Annotated in this window: 21 protein-coding genes and 1 pseudogene; 8 read left to right on the top strand and 14 right to left on the bottom strand. The window is 62.0% G+C overall.

Going from position 1 to position 19188, the window contains the following annotated elements; genetic code table 11:
• Positions 1-4: 4 nt before the first annotated feature.
• A complete protein-coding gene (locus J2857_RS15685) occupies positions 5-886 on the top strand; it encodes an NAD(P)/FAD-dependent oxidoreductase (RefSeq protein WP_210011033.1) in 882 nt (293 codons plus the stop codon).
• 28 nt (positions 887-914) lie between these two features.
• Here the strand turns inward: J2857_RS15685 and J2857_RS15680 are convergent, their stop codons facing one another.
• The 5 genes from J2857_RS15680 to J2857_RS15660 all read right to left on the bottom strand — a co-directional run bounded on the left by J2857_RS15680 (position 915) and on the right by J2857_RS15660 (position 6509).
• Positions 915-1868, bottom strand: a complete 954-nt coding sequence (locus tag J2857_RS15680; protein WP_210011032.1) for an alpha/beta hydrolase family protein — start codon at positions 1866-1868, stop codon at positions 915-917.
• A gap of 108 nt (positions 1869-1976) precedes the next feature.
• Positions 1977-2183, bottom strand: a complete 207-nt coding sequence (locus J2857_RS15675; RefSeq protein ID WP_210011031.1) for a hypothetical protein — start codon at positions 2181-2183, stop codon at positions 1977-1979.
• A 64-nt stretch (positions 2184-2247) separates the two neighbouring features.
• Positions 2248-3873, bottom strand: coding sequence for a cisplatin damage response ATP-dependent DNA ligase (locus J2857_RS15670; RefSeq protein ID WP_210011030.1), 1626 nt, complete (start codon positions 3871-3873; stop codon positions 2248-2250).
• Positions 3874-3928: 55 nt separating this feature from the next.
• Positions 3929-4939, bottom strand: coding sequence for a ligase-associated DNA damage response exonuclease (locus tag J2857_RS15665; RefSeq protein ID WP_210011029.1), 1011 nt, complete (start codon positions 4937-4939; stop codon positions 3929-3931).
• A gap of 37 nt (positions 4940-4976) precedes the next feature.
• A complete protein-coding gene (locus tag J2857_RS15660; protein WP_210011028.1) occupies positions 4977-6509 on the bottom strand; it encodes an MDR family MFS transporter in 1533 nt (510 codons plus the stop codon).
• A 117-nt stretch (positions 6510-6626) separates the two neighbouring features.
• On the opposite strand from J2857_RS15660, the gene J2857_RS15655 reads away from it, so the two are divergent.
• A complete protein-coding gene (locus J2857_RS15655; RefSeq protein WP_210011027.1) occupies positions 6627-7178 on the top strand; it encodes a MarR family winged helix-turn-helix transcriptional regulator in 552 nt (183 codons plus the stop codon).
• 76 nt (positions 7179-7254) lie between these two features.
• Here J2857_RS15655 and J2857_RS15650 read toward each other — a convergent pair whose 3' ends face one another.
• Positions 7255-8781, bottom strand: a complete 1527-nt coding sequence (locus J2857_RS15650) for a sensor domain-containing protein (RefSeq protein WP_210011026.1) — start codon at positions 8779-8781, stop codon at positions 7255-7257.
• A gap of 229 nt (positions 8782-9010) precedes the next feature.
• Here J2857_RS15650 and J2857_RS15645 point away from each other — a divergent pair, with 229 nt between their 5' ends.
• Positions 9011-10390, top strand: a complete 1380-nt coding sequence (locus J2857_RS15645) for a TIGR03808 family TAT-translocated repetitive protein (protein WP_210011025.1) — start codon at positions 9011-9013, stop codon at positions 10388-10390.
• Between the two features lie 104 nt (positions 10391-10494).
• Entirely contained in the window at positions 10495-11154 is a 660-nt protein-coding gene (locus J2857_RS15640) for a glutathione S-transferase family protein (protein ID WP_210011024.1), read from the top strand.
• A gap of 4 nt (positions 11155-11158) precedes the next feature.
• On the opposite strand, the gene J2857_RS15635 is transcribed toward J2857_RS15640, so the two are convergent.
• Positions 11159-12055 carry a LysR substrate-binding domain-containing protein gene (locus J2857_RS15635; RefSeq protein ID WP_210011023.1) on the bottom strand — a complete coding sequence of 299 codons (897 nt, stop codon included), beginning with the start codon at positions 12053-12055 and terminating at the stop codon, positions 11159-11161.
• Positions 12056-12157: 102 nt separating this feature from the next.
• On the opposite strand from J2857_RS15635, the gene J2857_RS15630 reads away from it, so the two are divergent.
• On the top strand, positions 12158-12358 hold the full coding sequence (locus J2857_RS15630) for a hypothetical protein (RefSeq protein ID WP_210011022.1): 201 nt from the start codon (positions 12158-12160) through the stop codon (positions 12356-12358).
• A gap of 86 nt (positions 12359-12444) precedes the next feature.
• Here the strand turns inward: J2857_RS15630 and J2857_RS15625 are convergent, their stop codons facing one another.
• Positions 12445-13077: a glutathione S-transferase family protein gene (locus tag J2857_RS15625; RefSeq protein ID WP_210011021.1), complete on the bottom strand. Its 633-nt coding sequence runs from the start codon at positions 13075-13077 to the stop codon at positions 12445-12447.
• Positions 13078-13144: 67 nt separating this feature from the next.
• Positions 13145-13501 (bottom strand): DUF4406 domain-containing protein, encoded by a 357-nt coding sequence (locus J2857_RS15620; RefSeq protein ID WP_210011020.1) that lies wholly within the window; start codon positions 13499-13501, stop codon positions 13145-13147.
• Between the two features lie 127 nt (positions 13502-13628).
• Between J2857_RS15620 and J2857_RS15615 the strand changes: the two genes are divergently transcribed.
• Both J2857_RS15615 and J2857_RS15610 read left to right on the top strand, forming a co-directional pair.
• Entirely contained in the window at positions 13629-14384 is a 756-nt protein-coding gene (locus J2857_RS15615) for a DeoR/GlpR family DNA-binding transcription regulator (RefSeq protein WP_210011019.1), read from the top strand.
• A gap of 95 nt (positions 14385-14479) precedes the next feature.
• Positions 14480-14800: pseudogene (locus J2857_RS15610) on the top strand (transposase); the annotation flags it as partial.
• A 70-nt stretch (positions 14801-14870) separates the two neighbouring features.
• Here the strand turns inward: J2857_RS15610 and J2857_RS15605 are convergent.
• Complete coding sequence (locus tag J2857_RS15605; protein WP_210011018.1) at positions 14871-15878, bottom strand: asparaginase; 1008 nt, start codon at positions 15876-15878, stop codon at positions 14871-14873.
• 96 nt (positions 15879-15974) lie between these two features.
• Between J2857_RS15605 and J2857_RS15600 the strand changes: the two genes are divergently transcribed.
• Positions 15975-16712, top strand: coding sequence for a DUF3750 domain-containing protein (locus tag J2857_RS15600; protein WP_210011017.1), 738 nt, complete (start codon positions 15975-15977; stop codon positions 16710-16712).
• A 73-nt stretch (positions 16713-16785) separates the two neighbouring features.
• Here J2857_RS15600 and J2857_RS15595 read toward each other — a convergent pair whose 3' ends face one another.
• The 4 genes from J2857_RS15595 to J2857_RS15580 all read right to left on the bottom strand — a co-directional run bounded on the left by J2857_RS15595 (position 16786) and on the right by J2857_RS15580 (position 19180).
• Complete coding sequence (locus tag J2857_RS15595; RefSeq protein ID WP_007751079.1) at positions 16786-16932, bottom strand: DUF1127 domain-containing protein; 147 nt, start codon at positions 16930-16932, stop codon at positions 16786-16788.
• Positions 16933-17538: 606 nt separating this feature from the next.
• Complete coding sequence (locus tag J2857_RS15590) at positions 17539-17820, bottom strand: helix-turn-helix domain-containing protein (RefSeq protein ID WP_046641589.1); 282 nt, start codon at positions 17818-17820, stop codon at positions 17539-17541.
• Positions 17821-17833: 13 nt separating this feature from the next.
• Entirely contained in the window at positions 17834-18145 is a 312-nt protein-coding gene (locus J2857_RS15585) for a type II toxin-antitoxin system RelE/ParE family toxin (protein ID WP_210011016.1), read from the bottom strand.
• Positions 18146-18181: 36 nt separating this feature from the next.
• The gene (locus J2857_RS15580) at positions 18182-19180 is read right to left on the bottom strand and encodes an NAD(P)H-quinone oxidoreductase (RefSeq protein WP_210011015.1); all 999 of its coding nucleotides are present in this window, start codon (positions 19178-19180) and stop codon (positions 18182-18184) included.
• Positions 19181-19188 lie beyond the last annotated feature (8 nt).

The following is a 19188-nucleotide window of genomic DNA, read 5'->3' as shown; positions in this document are numbered from 1 at the left end:
TCGCATGGATTACGAAGCGATCGTCATCGGCGGCAGCTATGCCGGCCTCTCCGCCGCCCTGCAGCTCGCCCGCGCCCGGCGGCACATCCTGGTGATCGATGAGGGCCTGCGCCGCAACCGGTTTGCCGAGAGTTCTCACGGGTTCCTTACCCGCGATGGGGAACGACCCGAGATCATCGCCAGTGAGGCCCGTTCGCAGCTGATGGCCTATCCGACCGTCGAATGGCTCGACGCACGGGCCGACGATCCCAGGAAAAGCGAAGGCGGTTTCTCGGTGACAGCGGGCGGTAAAGAGCTTGTGGCGAAACGGCTGGTCCTCGCCATGGGCGTCAAGGATCACTTGCCTGAGGTCCCCGGCTTGATCGACCGGTGGGGCAAAAGCGTCTTTCATTGCCCCTATTGCCACGGTTACGAGTTGAACCGCGGACAGGTGGGCGTGATCGGCGTTTCCGCAATGTCGATGCATCACGCGCTGATGCTGCCCGACTGGGGGCCGACCACTTTGTTGCTCAACGATGCGTTCCGGCCCGACGAGGAACAAGCTGGCCAGCTCGCGGCGCGCGGTGTCACCATCGAGAAAACTCCGATCTTATCGATCGGCGGCCATGCCGAAATCCTGCTGCGGGACGGCCGGGCCTTGCGTTTTGCCGGACTTTTCGTCCTGTCTCGGACGGAATTGGCAAGTCCCATTGCCGAACAGCTCGGCTGCGCCCTGGAGGACGGCCCGGTAGGCAAATTCATCCGCACCGACATGACCCAGCAGACCAGTATTCCCGGCGTTTTCGCCTGCGGAGACGCAGCCCGCGCGGCGGGCTCGGTGGCGATCTCCGTCGGTGACGGCGCCATGGCAGGCGCGGGGACGCACCGGTCGCTGATGTTCGGGTAATTCTCGCGACGTAGCGGGAAGCCCGGCCTTAACCCGTGACCTGGTTGAAGAAGCGGATGCTTTCGGCGACCGCGCCCGGCACGACGCCGTTGTGGTTGCCAGGCAGGAGCTTGGCTTCGATCTGGACGCCGGCCGATTTCGCCCGGTCCATCAACAACTGGTGATCGGCGTCGAAGGGCCGTTCCTCGGTGCCGCGCAGCAAGAGCGTCGGGCATTTGAGGCTGTGGCCGAAGCAGACCGAAGAGCGCATGATGAATTCCTTCTGGTCGCTCTCGTCGAAACGCACCTCACGCTCGAAGCGGCCGAAATAACGCCAGGAATTGACGCCGGCCGAGATCGGCGCCGAGGCGCGGAATTTCCGCGTCATGGAGGCGAGCAGCGCCAGCGTGCCGCCGTTCGAATGGCCGGCAAGGAAGAAGCGGTTCTTGTCGATCCCCGGCAGTTGCTCCAGATAGGCGGCTGCAGCCAGCGCATCCGATGTCTCGTCGTAGAAGCCCGAATAATTGCCGGCCTGGCCGTTTTCGCCCCTGAACGAGGGCAGCATGACGACGTAGCCCGCTTCCCAATAGGCCTTCATCAGTTCCCAGTGGCCATCGCCGGTGGCGTTGCCGCCGTGCAGGAAAAGAACCGCGGGTTTCAGCTTTGCGGACGGTTCATAATGAGAGATCCAGGCGATCAGTTCGATCGAGCCGTCCGGTCCGCCGCGATACATTATCTTCTTCGAACCGGCGGGCGTGCCGAGCGGGGGCGACTGTTCAGGGGACGGGCCCTTGCGGATGAGGTTGGTGTGGAAATGCCGGCGAGCGTCGCCGTAATCCTCCTTTTCAAGCGGCGGAACCTCGGGGACCGGAAATTCCGCGCTGGCCATGGCCGGCAGCATGACTGCAACCGAGAGGCCGGCGGCGCCAGCCAGCAGGGTACGGCGGGTCAGACCGCCGTCTTCCGTGAGATTTCGGGAAGGAAGAATGCGGTGATCTGTCATATGTAATGAGCCTGAAGAGCGTTTCGCCAGCCCGATATCAGCATTTGCAGGAAACGCTGTCCATTCACTCATTCGCGAACTTCATGGAGAGGTTGAGGCCTGGATTGCCTACAGCCTCTTAGCGCGCATCGCATCTTTCTCCTTGCGCCACTGAACGAGCGCCTGAAGAAACGGCCAGGCAGTCACGCCAAGAATAGCGCCGCCGACCACCCATCCGAGAGCGCCGCCGCCCAGGAGTTCCTCGCCGACATAAGCAGCTGCGACGCAGCCGATGAGCGCGACGATGCCCTTGATGATAAAGCTCGATTTCGTCATGTCGTTATCCCCCAGGAACCAAGATCTGCAATATCGAGGTTTAGATAGGCGAATTTCGATACAATCAACCCTCGCGTGCCTCCACCATCGCCGTCAGGGTCGCCAGCCGATCGGCGTCGCGCGGCAGCTTGTCCTGGCGCAGGCGCGCGATCCGCGGAAAACGCATGGCGACGCCCGACTTGTGGCGGGTCGAGCGGTTGATGCCCTCGAAGGCGACTTCCAGCACGAAACCGAAATCCGGTTCCGCACGCACCGCCCGGACCGGCCCGAAACGATCGACGGTGTTGTCGCGCACGAACTTGTCGAGCACTTCAAGTTCCGCATCGGTAAAGCCAAAATAGGCTTTTCCGACCGGCACCAGTTCCTCGCCATCCGGCGTTTCGGCCCAGACACCGAAGGTGAAATCGGAATAATAGCTCGACCGCTTGCCGTGGCCGCGCTGGGCATACAGCATCACCGCGTCGATATTGTAGGGGTCCCGTTTCCACTTGAACCACGGGCCCTTGAGGCGGCCGGCCTGGTATGGGCTATCCTTTCGCTTGATCATCACCCCTTCGATGACCGGATCGGGTGGCGCGATCCGGATGCGGTCGAGTTCGTCCCAGGTGGTGAAGGGCACGAGTTCGGAGAGGTCGAAACGATCATGCGGCGCGTCATGTATGATGTCGGCGAGACGCTTGCGGCGTTCGAGAAAACTCTCGGCACGGATATCCCGGTCGCTTTCGAACAGCAGATCATAGGCGCGCACGAAGGCGGGATATTCATCGAGCATCTTGCCCGTCACCGTCTTGCGGTTCAGCCGCTGCTGCAGGTCGGAGAAAGTGCGGGTCGGATTGTTGGAACGGGCAGTGCCGCCGACAAGCAGTTCACCGTCGATGACGCCCTCGAAATTGATCGACCCGACGACATCCGGAAAAGCGCCGGTGATGTCGTCGCCGGAGCGGGAATAGAGTTTCTTCGTGCCGCCATAGCTCGACATCTGCACGCGGATGCCGTCCCATTTCCACTCGGCGGCGTAATCGGCCGGATCGAGTTTTTCGAGATCGCCCGTCTCGACCGGATTGGCGAGCATAACCGAGTGGAAGATTGCCGGCGTGGCAAGGACCGGCTTTTCCGCCCTGCCCTCCAGCCAGGCGAACAGCGGTTCGTAGGGTGGAGTAAGCCCATGCCAGAGTGTCTCGATCTCCGTGACATCCTTGCCGCTCATGTCCGACAAGGCCTGCTTGGCGAGACGGGCCGAGACCCCGATGCGGAGCGCGCCGGTGACGAGTTTCAGAAAGGCGAAACGGCTCGACGTATCGAGCTTGTCGAGCAGATCGCGGACGGCGGAGCGCACCTCCGTGCGGCCGAGCGAGTTCATCTTGGTGACGACTTCGCTCAGGCGCGGCTGGTGGTCATCGTCGATCACATCCTTGGCGCCGCCATCCCAGACGAGCGAAATGGTCTCGGCGAGATCGCCGACATAGTCGTAGGAATACTGAAAGAGGACGGGGTCCATGCGCTCCAGCACGAGATCGCGCAGCATGGCCGGCTTGACGCTTTTCAGATCGAGCCCGCCGGCGAGTGCGGCAAGGCCGTAACCGCGGTCGGGATCGGGAGTATCGCGAAAATAATCGGCGAGCAGGGTGAGCTTGCCGTTGCGCGACGGGGTGAGGACGAGGCGGTCGAGGAGGGTGGCGAAGGCTTTCACTTTTCCCATCTCGTTAAGGGGGTGCCGGCGGCACCACTAATATGGTGTAACCCCATCAATCCCCCTCGTCCTCGTAACCCACCAGATGCAGCGGCCGGGCGGGAATGTTCTTCAGCTCGCACCAGCGCACCAGCGCCTCCTCGCGGCCGTGGGTGACCCAGACTTCCGATGGTCCGATCTCCTCGATGGTGGACAGCAGTTCCGGCCAGTCGCAATGGTCGGAGATGACCAGCGGCAGTTCGACGCCGCCCTGTTTGGCGCGCTGGCGCACCATCATCCAGCCTGACGCAAAGGCGATCAGCGGCTCGTTGAAACGCCGCGCCCAGCGATCCTGGAAGGCCGAGGGCGGGCCGACGACAACGGCGCCCTTGAAGGCGTCGGGGCTGCTCTTCTCGATGGTCGCGGGTCTTATCTCGCCGAGGTCGATGCCCTGGCCGACGTAATAATCACAGAGTTTCGCCAATGCGCCGTGGATGTAGATCGGTTCGTGATATCCGCAATCGCGGATCAGCCGGATGACACGCTGGGCCTTGCCGAGCGCATATGCGCCGACGAGATGGCTGCGTTCCGGAAACTGTTTCAGCGAGGTCAGCAGCTTGTCGATTTCGTCTTTCGGGTCCGGGTGGTGGAAAACCGGCAGGCCGAAGGTCGCCTCGGTGATGAAGACGTCGCAGGCGACCGGCTGGAAGGGAGCACAGGTGGGATCGATGCCGCGCTTGTAGTCGCCCGAAACCACGATGCGCAGTCCGTCCTTTTCGATGGCGATCTGGGCAGAACCGAGCACGTGGCCGGCGGGGTGAAAACTCACCCGCACGCCGTCGACATCGATCTCCTCGCCGAAGGCGGTTGCCTGTTCCTCGCCGCAAAAGTCCTCGCCGTAGCGAAGCCGCATGATGTCGAGCGTCTGGCGTGTCGCCAGAACCTTGGCGTGGCCGGCGCGCGCGTGGTCGGAATGACCGTGGGTGATCAGCGCCCGCTCGACGGGACGGACCGGATCGACATGGAAACGGCCGATGGGGCAGAACAGCCCGGCCGGGGTGGGATGAAGCAGCGCCTCTGGTTTCATGCCCTTGAAGATAGGGCAAAAACGCCGCGACGCCAGATCACTCCGAGGCGGCGGCGGGCTTGTTTTCGGCCACGAGCGCCGATGGCAGGCGGACCGGTTTCAGCATCAGGGCGGCGATGAGGCCGATCAGCGCCATGGCGCTGCCGGCCAAGAACACGGGCGTGAAGGCCTCGGTGTAGAGCGTGTGGACGGCGATGCGTGACGGCTCGGGTAACGCGAGCATCATCAGCGGCGTCAGCGAGCCGATATCCTCGACGCCCGGAATGCTGGTGCCGACGCCTCTGATGCCGGCGGCGACGATCGCGCCATAGACCGAGATGGCGATCGAGGCGCCGGCCATGCGCATCAACGTCACGGCGCCGGTGGCCGCGCCGACATCTTCGCGGGGAGCCGAATTCTGTACGCCGATGATCGGCGCCTGCTGGCCGAAACCGATCGCCAGGCCCTGCATCAGCATGAAGCCGAGGATGATATAGATCGGGGTTCCGACCGGTAGCTGCGAGAAGATGAACAGGGCGGCGATGTTCAGCGACAGGCCGAGCAACGTGAACGGCTTGTAGCGGCCGGTGATCGAGATCAGCCGGCCGGTCGTGAGCGAGCCGATGACGATGCCGAGGGTCGTGGCGACAAAGCAGAAGCTCGCGGTCGTGGGCGACAGGCCGGTGGTCGTCTGCAGGAAAAGCGCAAAATAGTTCGCCATGCCGATCGCCACCGCGCCGGTGCAGAAGGAAACGATCAGGAACAGCGAAAAGGTCGAATCGCGGAAGAGTTTCAGCGGCACGATCGGCTCGGGCACCTTGCCTTCGACAAAGACCCAGAGGATGGCACACAGGGTACCGAACGCAACGACGACCATGGACTGCCATGCGACCAGCGAACCAAACAGCGTGACGCTGTCGGCCCAGACGACGATGCTCGCAACGGTTCCCGCCAGAAGCACGGCGCCGAGATAATCGATCTTCGGCTTGCGGATCGGGCGGCGATAGGGAAGCAGCAGCGAAATGCCGGTGACGGCAATGATGCCGACCGGCAGGTTGATCAGGAAGATGGACCGCCAGCCGAACAGTTCGCTCATCGTGCCGCCGAGCAGCGGCCCGAGGCTGCCGGAGGCCATGATCACCAGGCTCGAATAGCTCTGGTATTTCGCCCGCTCGCGCGGCTCGAACAGGTCGGCATTGATGGAGAAGATCGATACCATGATGCCGCCGCCGCCAAAACCCTGCAGCACGCGCGAGGCGATCAGCGAATCCATCGACCAGGCAAGCCCGCAGGTGAGCGAACCGATGGTGAAGATGACGATCGCCGCCAGCATCACGTATTTGCGGCCGAACAGATCGCCAAGCTTCCCGTAGATCGGCATCGAGGTGCTGCTGGCGAGAAGATAGGCCGAACCGATCCAGCCGAAACGCTCCAGTTCGCCGAACTCGCCGACAATCGTCGGCAGCGCCGTCGAGACGATCTGGTTGTCCAGCGTCGCCATGAACAGCGCCGTCAGCAAAAAGCAGAAGATCACCAACCGCTGGCGGTGGTTGGCGACAAGCGGCACATGGGCCGGGCGGGTCATATCCATGGGTCTATCCAAAGTGTCGGAAATTTATGTGCCTTCAGCATATAAATGTCAACGGCACTCTGATGCGCTGCGCAAAGAACGGTTGGAAAGCCTTATACGCTTTGATATGTTCATCCCATGACAACGAAGAGCCATTTGAACCCGAAACCCGCCGTCGCCTCCCCGGCTCCCGAGGACGTGGCCCGCGTGGGCGAAACGCTCGGGCGGATGCGGATCCTGATCGGCCGGCGGATCATCGGCCGCACGGCGATCGCCAATATCGCACCGGGCCTGGAAATCTCGCATCTCGACGTGCTGGAGGTGATGCGCCGGATCGATGGCGAGGTGACGGTCGGCGCTATCGCCGAGGCAATGCGCATCGACCCCTCGCGCGGCAGCCGGCTGGTGGCCGATCTCGTCGCCCGCGGCATCCTGCGCCGCGACGCCTCCCAGGCGGACGGCCGCCGCTCGCTGGTCGTGCGCACCGAATTCGGCGACAGCCTGCTGGCCGAGATCCGCGCCGTCAAACGCACGCTGCTGGCACGCGTCCTGGAGGACTGGCCCGAAGACGAACTCAATGCCTTTTCGGTGCTGTTCGAAAAGTTCGTGTCGAGTTTCGAAGAGGTCTTCGTGACGGCGGAAAAGTCGACGGAAGGCGAACTCTCCGAGGCGCCTCAGCGGATGCCATAAGTTTCCGGCATTGCGGAAGACAGGGCCGTTGGTGAGACCGGCGTTATCTCAGCAGCGCCCATCCTGATACGAAAGCCTAAATGCCGAGACCATCGCCCGGCACATGCGAAACACGCAGGCGATCGCGGCCCAGATCCTTGGCCTCGTACATGGCGCGGTCGGCGCGGGCGAGCAGTTCTTCCGGCGTATCACCGTCCTGCGGGAAGAAGGCGACGCCCATGCTGCAGGTGGCGGTGACGCTCTTGCCGTCGATGACAATGGGTTTCGCGATCGCGGTCCGCAACTCCTGAAGCCGGCGCACCAGGCCGAGCTCGTCCTGACTGACATTGCTGAAGACTATCGCGAACTCGTCGCCGCCAAGGCGAACCAGAAGATCGGTGACACGGACGCAGTTGACCATGCGCCACGACAGCGTTTTCAACACCTCGTCGCCGGCCGCGTGCCCCAGCGTATCGTTGATCTGCTTGAAATTGTCGAGGTCGAGATAGGCGACCGTGACCTTGCGTTTCTCGCGGCGGGCCTCATGCAGCGCGCGGCTGAACTGCGCCCAGAACAGCGTGCGGTTCGGAAGGCTGGTCAGCGGATCGTGATGCGCCATGTGCTGGATGCGCTCTTCCGTGCGCGCACGTTCAATGGCGATGCCGGCGATGTCGGTCGCCATCGCGGTCAGCTCGAGCTCGAGCTCGGTCGGCTCGCGCGGCGCATTGGAATAAAGTGCGAACGTGCCCAGCACCTGCCCGTCGGCGCCCATGATCGGCGTCGACCAACAGGAGCGGAAGCCGAACCTCAACGCCAGTTCGCGATAATTGTCCCAGAGCGGATCGGCCAGCACGTCCTTGACGAAGACCGGTTCGCGCCGCCAGGCGGCCGTGCCGCAGGAGCCGACCTTCGGGCCGATCTCGATGCCATCGATCAGTTTCACATAAGCGGGCGGAAGGCGGGTCGCCGCGCCGTGGCGCAGCCGGTCCGTACCCTCTTCGAGAAGCAGAACCGAGGTGATGACGTCGTCCAGCTCATCTTCGACCGTTTTGACAATCGCATCCAGGACCGCCGACAAAGGCTGGCCCCGGGCGATCATCTCGAGAAGACGCGCATGGCCGTGCCGGCGGTCGTCTTGGCGCTTGCGTTCGGTAATGTCGCGCGAAATCCCGACCAAGCCGACGATCTGACCGTGAACATCGCGCAGCGGCATTTTGGACGTGGTGAGCCAGAGCATGCGGCCGTCGCCGAGCTTGACGCGTTCCTCGCGGCCCTCGATCGCCACGCCGGTCGACATGATCTCCTGTTCGACGATAAACAGTTCGCGTGCGGTTTCATGATCGAGAATATCGAAATCCGTCTTGCCGATCAGATCGTTGCCCTTATGCAGCTTGCTGCTGCGCCCGGCTGCGGCATTGGCAAAGACGAAGCGGCCGCGGCGGTCCTTTACGTAAATAAAGTCCGGAAGCTGATCGAGAAGGGTGCGGGTTTCGAGTTCGCGGGTGACCAGCGCGATGTCGAGGTCTATCTCGCTGTCGCCGGAAACACGCAGGAGGCGGCTGCAGAGTTCGTCCAGCGGATCGACAAAAGCCAAGGGCATGCTATGCGACATGGGTCCCGCCATCCGAGTGCCTCCTTTTCATTTTCCAAAGAAAATACGCGGGAACTCGCGCCAAGTTGCCGTATAGCATGGCGGATAATTCCTTATCGTTGCTTAAAATCATTGTGAAATTGCCATGGTTGAAGCTTCGAAAGAAGCCTTTTTTACTGAATCAATCGGAACCCTTGAGCATAGTAACAATATAAAGGGCCGGCATGGAAAATGCTTTATTGACGCAGAGGAGACACGCTGGATGATTTCGAGACGCACGGCATTGACGATGATCGCGGGTGCGGCGGCGGCAGGAGCCGTGCCTCGGCCCCTCTTCGCCGCCCCCCAGGGCTTTTCGACGATCGACCTGCGCGGTTCGATCGATGCCGGCGCACACGGCGTCACCCCGGACGGCGGTGACAAGCAGAGCCGCAAGCTCGCAGAGATCATCGCCAAGGCGGCCCGCCAGAACATGCCCGTCTTCCTGCCGCCTGGGAACTACCTGGTGTCCGATCTGGACCTGCCGGACGGCACCCGCATTACCGGCGTGGCCGGGGCTTCCCGGCTCGTTTATTCTGGCGACGGGCGGATGCTCACGGCCGACGGCGCGCGCCGCATCGAGCTTTCCAACATCGTCATCGACGGGGCGAACCGCAGGCTCGACGACCAGAGCCCGGCACTCGTCCACATGCGCGGCATCGGTGAGATCGTCATCGACAATTGCGAGATCATCGGCGCGGGCAAGACCGCCGTACAACTCGAACGCTGCGGCGGCCGGATCGAGCGGAGCCGTATTTCGGGCGCTGCCGAATATGGCCTCTATGCCGTTGAAAGCACTGGACTTTCTGTCACAGGCAATACCGTCTTCAACTGCGGCAATGGCGGCATCCTCATCCACCGCCGGACCAAGGGCGCCGACGGCACGATCGTTTCCGGCAATCGCATCTCCCGGATCGGCGCCACCAACGGCGGCACCGGCCAGTACGGCAATGCGATCAATCTGTTTCGCGCCGACAACGTGACGGTGACCGGCAACCAGATCTCGCAATCGGCCTTTTCGGCAATCCGCGCCAACAGCGCTTCGAACGCCCAGATTGCCAACAATACCTGCCTCGCGTCGGGCGAAACAGCGATCTATGCGGAATTCACCTTCGAGGGCGCGATGGTCCTCGGCAATATCGTCGATGGCGCGGCGAACGGCATTTCGGTCGTCAATTTCAACGAGGGCGGCCGGCTCGCGACCGTCGCCAACAATATCGTCCGCAACCTGAAACCCACAGGCCCCTATGTCCTCGATGAAGCGATCTTCGGCGTCGGCATCAGCGTCGAGGCGGATACGGCGGTGACCGGCAACGTGATCGAGAATGTGCCGCTCTGGGGCATGGCGCTCGGTTTCGGGCCGTACCTGCGCAACGTGCTCGCCAGCAACAACGTCGTCAGGCAGGCGAAGGTCGGCTGTGCTGTGACGGTGGTGGAAGGCGCCGGCGGAGCGCTGATTTCCGGCAACCTGTTCGAGGCGGTGAAGGACGGTGCGGTGATCGGCCACCGCTGGAAGACGCCGTCTACGGCAGAACTCGGCCGCGGAGGCGGGCAGGCCCAGGGGTTCAAGCATCTGACGATCGAGAACAACCGGATTGCCTGACCGGGTGATTCATCGAAAACTTTCATAACCGTCCAACGCGGATTGAGCTTCCGTTTTGCGCGCTCCGCCCCTAGCTTGCGCTCGCATTTTCTGGAGGGACCTTAATGCTGAAAATCTATGGTGTTTACCGCTCGCGCGCCACGCGCCCGCTCTGGCTCGTCGAGGAACTGGGTATTCCTTTCGAACATATTCCGATCATCCAGGGTTACCGCCTGCCCGAGCCGATGGCGCCTGGTGCGCCGGTCAACACGCTGTCGCCGGAATTTCTCGCCATCAATCCGATGGGCTCCATTCCGTCGATGGACGACGACGGTTTTGTGCTGCACGAATCGCTGGCGATCACGCTCTATCTTGCCCGCAAATATGGTGGCGAGCTCGGTCCGAAGGACATCGCCGAGGAGGCGCTGATGGTGCAGTGGTCGCTGTTCGGCGCGACGAGCATCGAGAGCCCGGCGCTGAAGATCTCCGCCACGATCGCCGGCGGCAAGCAGGACAGCGAGGAAGGCAGGACTGAGATCGACGTCGCCGCACGCCTGCTGAAGCGGCCGTTCGACGTGCTCGAAAAGCATCTTTCCAAAAACAGCCACATGGTCGGCGGGCGCTTTACCGTGGCGGACATCAACGTGGCGGAATTGGTTCGTTATGCGCAGGGTCACGCGCCGGTTTTCGACGGTCGGCCGGCGCTGAAGGCCTGGCTTGAGGCCGCCCAGGCCCGCCCCGGCTTCAAGGCCATGTGGGACAAGCGGACCGCCGAACCAGCGTAACGCCTCAGCTTCGGCTTTCCGGGAGCGGCGGCAGCTCCGTCTTCAGCCAGTCCCGGAAGGCCCTCACCTTTGCAGGCAGCCGTGCGCCGGCGCGGGTGACGAGATAGTGCCCCATGCCGGTATGCGCCCGGATCGCAAACGGCTCGACCAGCCGCCCCTGTTCCAGTGCGTAGGTGGCCAGCGTATGCCAGGCCAGCATCACCCCCTGCCCGGCAATCGTCGCGTCGAGGCAGAGCGAGGCGTCGTTGAAGACGTGACGGGTCGCCATGCCGGCGCCGGACAAACCCGCTTCGTTCAGCCAGATCTCCCAGGAAAACATCGAGGGGCCGTCGATGATCGCCGGCAGTTTCAGGATGTCTTTGGGCTCCTTCAGCTTCTCTGCGAGCGCCGGCGAGCAGACCGGAAACACCGTCTGCTCGATCAGCAGTTCCGCATCGACGCCCGGCCATGTGCCCGGACCGACACGGATGCCGAGATCGATATCGTCGACGCCGAGATCGGCAAGCCTGGTCGTCGCATCGATGCGCAGGCGGATTTCCGGGTGCAGGCTCGAGAACCGATCAAGCCTATGGACGAGGAAACGGGCAGCAAAGACCGGTGCGACGGAGATGGTCAGCAGCGCATCGTCCTGCCGCCTGCCGATCGCCACCGCTTCGGAAAGTGCATGGAAACCTTCGGTCAGTCGCGCCAGCATGGGCCGCGCCGCATCGACCGGCGTCATGCCCTTCGGCAGGCGCTGAAACACCGGCTGGCCGAGCTGGGCTTCGGCCTTGATGACCTGCTGGCTGACGGCGCCGACCGACACTCCCAGCTCGTCGGCTGCCGCCTGCAGGGAGCCTAGGCGCCCGACCGCCTCCAGCGCCCGCAAGCCGTTGAGATGCACAAGGTTGAGATTACCCATATAGATTTTCTATAGTCATCCTCTCAAGAACTCAATTGAAAAAGGCGACAACAGAGCCGATATTGCCTCTGCAAATGATAACAAATTTGCGAGGTGACGGTCATGGGACCGCTGAAGATTTTCTTGAACCTGAAAGACTGGTTGGAAACGACCGAAACACTGGCGGAGATCGAGGCGAACGACCCGTTCCGCCATCCCGACATCCGCTCGATGGACCTGCGGCAGCTCGCCGACCTGCCCTTCCCGCGCCCGCTTCACACGGACACGAACTGCAATAAAGCGCCTCTCGCCAAATGTGCCTGAAGCCCCCAGGATCCGCTTCTCGAAAGGGCGGATCGGGTGGCTGACGTTCAATCCATGCTTCTAGCGAAAAAAGCCCGCCGCCAGCGTCAGGCAACAGTCGCGGCGGCCTGTTCGGCCAGAGCCCGCTGGACGGCCGGACGCTGTTTCATCCGCTCGTAATGCGCGTTGACCTTCGGGAAATCGGCGCGATCAAGCTTCATGTTGGCGAGCCAATCGGTCATCAGGTAGAGATAGGCGTCGGCGACCGAATAGGTTTCGCCGAGCACATAAGGACCTTCGAGCAACGAGTCCTCGATCACCTGAAAACACTCGTGAAAGACCTTTGGTGCTTTGGCGATCATGTCATCGAAGGAGGACTGGTTGTCCGCCCAGCGATAACCGCGGCGCCAATGGGCATAGGCGACGTGGACCGTCGAGGCGATATAGGCGTTGAAGGCCTGCATCTTGCCGAACAGGAACGGGTCGTCGAGCGGCGCGAGCTTCGCCTCGGGTGCTGCCTGGGCGATGAAGGCGAGGATCGCGACGGACTCGGTGATGACGCCCCGCTGCGTCGCAAGTGCCGGTACGCGGCCCTTCGGATTGATCTTCAGGTAAGCTTCCGACTGCTGTTCCTTGTCGGCGAATTTCACCCATTTGATCTCGTAGGGAAGGCCGGATTCGGCAAGCGCGATGTGGCTGGCCAGCGAACAGGCATTGGGCGAAAAGAACAGCGTATACATGAAAATCCTCCTTTGGACCGCGCCGTTCTAGCACGGTTTTTTCAGGCTCAAAGCCTCAAACCGCCGGTCAGCTGACGCCGGGCACATCCTCCAGCCGATACCAGACCGGAATACCGCGCTCGTTGGCGATCCGGACATCGTTGTCGGCGCCCTTGGACGCTCCCGGCAGGCGCAGCACGCCTTCGCAAAGCTGCAGCAGGCGGCCGGCGACCGGGTGAAAGATCTCCTCGTACAGGTCGTCGCCCACATTCTTTCCGCCGGCGGCATGCCAGACCGGCAGCGCCACCCATTCGCCGATCATCGGCACATGGCCGGCCTTGAACAGCGCATGCGACGGCGCTTCGAGCCGCTTCAGGTTTTCGGCCATCTTCTGCGGGTCGTCATTGGTGCCCGAACGATAGGGCCCTGCGATCAAAATCAACATCTTCGCTTCTCCAAACTTGTCCGCATTCATCGCGGAATTGCACGAATATGCCCAAAATGCTTTACATAATTAGAAATTTCAGGCATGTTCACGCTTATTCATGCAATTTCGTGCAGAGTCAAGAACCATGCTGACAAGCCAACGCAAGAGCCTCCTCCTCGACATGCTGCGCCGGGAGGGGCAGGTCGTCGCCAAGCGGGCGGCGGAGGAGTTCTCGCTTTCGGAGGACACGATCCGGCGGGATCTTCGGGAGATGGCGGCAGAAGGGCTGCTGCGGCGGGTGCATGGCGGGGCGATGCCTATCTCTCCCGACCTGCCGGATTTCTCCACCCGGCGGGCGGTGTCGTTAGACGTCAAGCAGCGGCTCGGCGCAAAGGCAGCCGGGATGGTACAAAAAGGGCAAACGATCTTTCTCGATGGCGGCACGTCGACGGCGGAAATTGCCCGCGCCCTGCCCCGTGACTTCGCCTTCACCGTCGTCACTCACAGCCCGACGATCGCAGCCGAACTCGAACACCATCCGACGGCCGAAGTGATCCTGATCGGCGGAAGGCTCTACAAACATTCGATGGTGGCGACCGGGGCAGCCGCGACGGCACAGATCGCGCTGATGCGGCCGGACATCTTCTTCCTCGGCGTCACTGCCGTGCATCCGGTGCGCGGGCTTTCGACCGGCGATTTCGAAGAGGCGGCGATCAAGCGCCACATCGCCGCGTGCTCGGCGGAGACAATCACGCTCGTCACTGCGGAGAAGCTGGATGCGGTCTCGCCGCATGTGATCATGCCGGTTTCGGCATTGTCGGGGATGATCGTGCAGGAGGGAATCGAAGAGGAGCGGATGGCGCCTTACCGGGCGATGGGGATCCGTGTGATCGAGGTTTAGTTCGGAGCGCGAAATCGGACGTAGCCGGGCACAAGCAACGTCTTTTCACCGCCGTATGCGCAGGGGCCACCATCCCCCCCCGTCATCCTCATCCTCACAAGCGACGCTGGGCGATCGAACTGTTCTTCCGCTGGGTCAAGCAGACCCTGAAAATCCGCCATTTCCTCGGCACCTCCGAGAACGCCGTACGCATCCAGATCGCTGTCGCCCTCATCGCCTTCCTGCTCCTGCGCATGGCCAAGGACGACCAAACCACCGTCCAAAGCCCGCTCGCCTTCGCACGCCTCGTGCGCGCAAACATCATGCGCCGCAAAAGAACAGACCAACTCCTCAAGCCGCCTCCCGACACGCCAACAAACCAAAACCAAATGGTCTTTACATGGGCCGCAATTCAAACCGGACAGCAGTGGGCTTGACCCGAGGATGACGGAGCGTGGGGAAGCTGGCCACTCCAATTGCCTTCCGCCGAAAACAGTCTAGCCGATCTCACGCAAACAGCGCGTCGGTCACCCTCACGTCACCCACATGGATGTCGTTCCAGTTCTTCATCGGCTTGTTGGCCATCGCCATCAGCTTGGTGTGCACCTCGCCGCCCTTTTCGAAATAGCGGGCAATCAGGGCGAAGATCATCGCTTCGGCGGCGCGGGTGGTGCCGTCCTCGCATTTCACCGCCATGGCGATGCCCTGGTCCGGAAGGGCGGCGACAAAGACGCCTTCGGCGCCGGTCTTGGCAAAGATCCTGCCGGGCGCGAGTTCCATCAGCCTGGTGCAGGCGCGGTTGGTGCCAGCGACGTAAAAGGGCTCGGCCATGCAGGCATCCATCAACCGGCGCGAGGCCTTGGCGCGCTCGGCGGACAAGGTGTTGCCGGTCGCCATTTTTGCGAAGCCGTGGGCGAGGCCCTTCAGCGGCACCGCGTAAGTGGGGATCGAGCAGCCGTCGGTGCCGCAATTCTGGTGACCGATGATGGCGCCGGTGAGCGTCTCCATCGTGCCACGGATTTCGGCCTGCAGCGGATGGTCGTAACCGGCATAGCCCGTGACCTCCATGCCCGTGTGCACGCAGGTGCAGACGAAGCCGGAATGTTTGCCGGAGCAATTGTTGTGAAGTGCCGTCGGCGCCTCGATGGTGCGGGCCTGATGAATCAGCACCGCCTGTTCGGAGGCCCAATGGGCGCCGCATTCGAGCGCGCTGTCGTCGCGGCCGGCCTTGCCCAGCATCGAGGCGGCCATCGCCACGTGGGCGTCCTCGCCGGAATGGGAGGCGCAGGCAAAGGCGAGTTCCTTGTTGCCGAAGCCATAAACGTCCGCTGCACCGCTCTCGACGAGCGGCAAAGCCTGCATGGCCTTACTGGCGGAACGGGGGAAAACATGCGCGTCCGCCTCGCCGAACGAGAACAGCACCTTGCCGTCGCCATCCACCACGGCACCGAGCCCGCGGTGCCGGCTTTCGACCAGGTTGCCTCTAGTAACTTCGACGGTAACGGGGTTTTGCATGGTCTGTCCTGAAATTGCCGGTTTCAATGGTGCCTATCGTGTGGCGGATATCACAGGCTCTTAAACGAGTCCGGCGGGATTTTCATGGGGGACCGTATGAAATCGGTTAAGCGGCTGTTTCTGGTCATCTTCATCGTCTACCTGGTTCCGACCTTCGCGTCGGCAGGATTATGGGCGATCAAGGACCGACCATCGCGCTGGAGCGATGCGCGCTGGTCGTCGGCCGGCATTCTGCCAAAGCCCGAGACAAGCAACGAAGCGGCGATCTACGTGTTCTCGGCGATGACGGGAGGCCTGAAAGGTGCGGTCGCAAGCCACGCCTGGATCGTCTTCAAGGAAAAAGGCGCGAAAACCTATACGCGCTTCGACAAGGTGGGGTGGGGTTCGCCGATCCGCCGCAACGGCTATGCGCCTGACGCCTACTGGTATTCCAACACGCCGCAAATCGTTACTTCGGTCACCGGTTCGAAGGCGGAACTGCTGATCCCGAAGGTCGAAGACTCGATCGCCGCCTACCCTTATGCCGAGGCGGGCGGCTATACGATCTGGCCAGGGCCGAACTCCAATACCTTCGTCGCCCATGTGCTGCGCAGCGTGCCGGAACTCGACGCCGTGCTGCCGCCGCACGCAGTCGGGCGCGACTACCTGCCGGACGGCGAATTCATTCATCTGGACGAGGACTGGCGCGATGTGCATGTGACCCTGCGCGGCCTTATCGGCCTGTCGGCCGGTTTGCGCAGCGGATTCGAGGTACACTTCCTGGGCCTGGTCGCGGGCCTCGATATCGCCAATCCCGGCATCAAGGTTCCGGCGCTCGGACGGATCGGGATTTGAGATGGCAGCTATGCGTAAAATGCAAAACGCCCGCGTGTGCGGGCGTTCGACATAACTGAATGTCAGATGGCGATCAGAAGCCGACGGCCTGACGCGCTACCCGGCGGATGTCGCCCTGGGCGATGCCGAGATCGTTGAGTTCGCGCGGTGTCATACGGCCCAGTTCGGCAACCGTCTGACGGTATTTGCGCCAATTGTTGAGAGTGCGTGCGACGTTCATGATGGTTCCCCTTTCCTGGGATTTTCGAAGCCCAGCTGCCAGTCCTTGGCGCTCTCGTTTGCTTCGATGACGCTTATATAAGCTCATCAAACCTGCACTGAAAGCGCCCACTTAGCAGGCCACCTATGCGAACGGCGCATGGGTCTTTCTCAAATGAGAATAATGAAAAATGAAGAGCCGCCGGCGCTGAATGAAAAGCCGCCGAATGAAAGGGCCATAAAAGGAAAAGGGCCGCTCAAGGCGACCCTTCCATGAGTTTGGTCCGGTTGAACGAACCCGGGGCGCTTCATGAGCTCCCCGAAGGAAGATGATGTTCAGGCCGAGGGTTGCCCCGTCAAAACCGCCACCTTTCCATTGCCCGTTACGCAGACCGAAATCTCACTAGACATTGGATCACCTTCCTTTCACTACGTTGACGATGACTAAAAGGTAAGGGCCAAAGCCCTGTTCTGCAAGCCACGTTATATAAACGATTGCGTATTTAATTGAGTTGCGAAGGCGACCTTCCGCCGCTAGAATTCGCCAGCTTCGATCGAGGCAGATTCTCCCCTTCAGCTCAACGTCACCACGATCTTGCTGATTCCGTCAGCGTGGGTGGGTCGGAGATCAGGCTGCGTCCGCGATATCCAGCCGGACGGAAAGCCCAACTCTCCCAGCCAATTCAACGAGTGCGTCCAGACTGAAATTTGCAATCCTGCCCCGCAGCAAGTCGTTCAGGCGTGGCTGGGTGATGCCGAGGCGAGCCGCAGCATCCTTCTGGGTCACATTCCAGTTCCGGACCTTCTGCTCGATCGCAATCAGCAGGGCCGAGCGCATAGACATATTGGCCGCTTCCGCCGGGGTGTTTTCCAGCGCGTCCCAGACATTTGAAAAGCTCTGACGTTCCATAGGTCCAATCCAATCAAATCTGCCGCAGACGCGCGATGGCGATATCAAGATCCCGCTTTGCCGTCTGCTGCGTCTTCTTTTGAAACGCATGCAGGACGTAGACGGCATCCTCTATTTTGGTCACGTAGATGATGCGAAAAGCGCCCGCTTCGTCGCGAATGCGGATTTCCCGCACGCCCGCTCCAATCGTCGTCATAGGCTTCCAGTCGCTCGGCTCAAGGCCAAGTTGAATTTTATGCAACTGGACTCCCGCTTCCTTACGGGCTCCTTCCGGAAAGTCCCGCAGCTGCACCAGGGCATCACCGAGAAAAACGACCGGCTTCATCACTTATACCAAAGCTGATATAATTTGACAAATTTGTCAAAGGGTCACGACTATCTTGCCGATATGGCTGCTGGTCTCCATCAGCTTGTGGGCCTCGACGACGTCTGCGAACGGCAGGACGGAGTGGATGACCGGGGCGACCGTTCCGTCTTCCAGGAGCGGCCAGACCTGGGCCAGAAGATCGTCGCGGATGGCGCGTTTTTCGTCTGGCGTGCGCGGGCGCATGGTGGAGCCGGTGACCGTCAGACGCTTGGCCATGATCGGCGACAAATTGACCTTTTCGGCGATGTTGCCGCCGAGGAAAGCGATGATCGACAGGCAGCCGTCCTTGGCGAGAACCGAAAGGTTCTTTTCGAGATAGGCGGCGCCGATCATGTCGAGCACGACATCGACGCCACGGCCGCCGGTTTCCGCCTTGATGACCTCGGCAAAATCCTCGGTCCTGTAGTCGATGCCTCTGACGGCACCGAGCTTTTCGCAGGCATCGCATTTTTCCCTCGATCCGGCCGTCGCGTAGATCGTCGCGCCGAACGCCTTGGCAAGCTGGATGGCAGTCGTACCGATGCCGCTGGTGCCGCCGTGGATCAGCACGCTTTCGCCTTCCGTGAGGCCCGCCATCTGGAAGAGATTGGCCCAGACGGTGAAGAAGGTTTCCGGAATAGCCGCGGCCCTGACCGCATCATAACCCTTTGGCCAGGGCAGAGCCTGGCTTGCCGGCACGGTGCAATAGTCCGCATAACCGCCGCCGTTCGCGAGCGCGCAGACCTTGTCGCCGGGCTTGAATTCGCTGACGCCCTCGCCGAGTGCGACGACTTCGCCTGATATTTCCAGGCCGAGGATGGGGCTTGCGTCCTTCGGCGGCGGATAGGCGCCCTTGCGTTGCTGCACGTCCGGGCGGTTGATGCCGGCCGCCTCCACCTTGACCAGGATTTCACCCGGCCGCACCGCCGGCAGCGGCCCCCTGGCAATGGTCATCACCTCCGGCTCTCCGAAGGACGGCAGATCGACGAAACGCATTTCGGTGGGAAGCGGCATGGACAAGA

It is taken from the genome of Neorhizobium galegae (assembly GCF_017877055.1).
GTDB classification, from domain to species: domain Bacteria; phylum Pseudomonadota; class Alphaproteobacteria; order Rhizobiales; family Rhizobiaceae; genus Neorhizobium; species Neorhizobium galegae_D.
The sequence above is the reverse complement of the archived record's forward strand: the minus strand, read 5'-3'. Positions and strand labels throughout refer to the sequence as shown.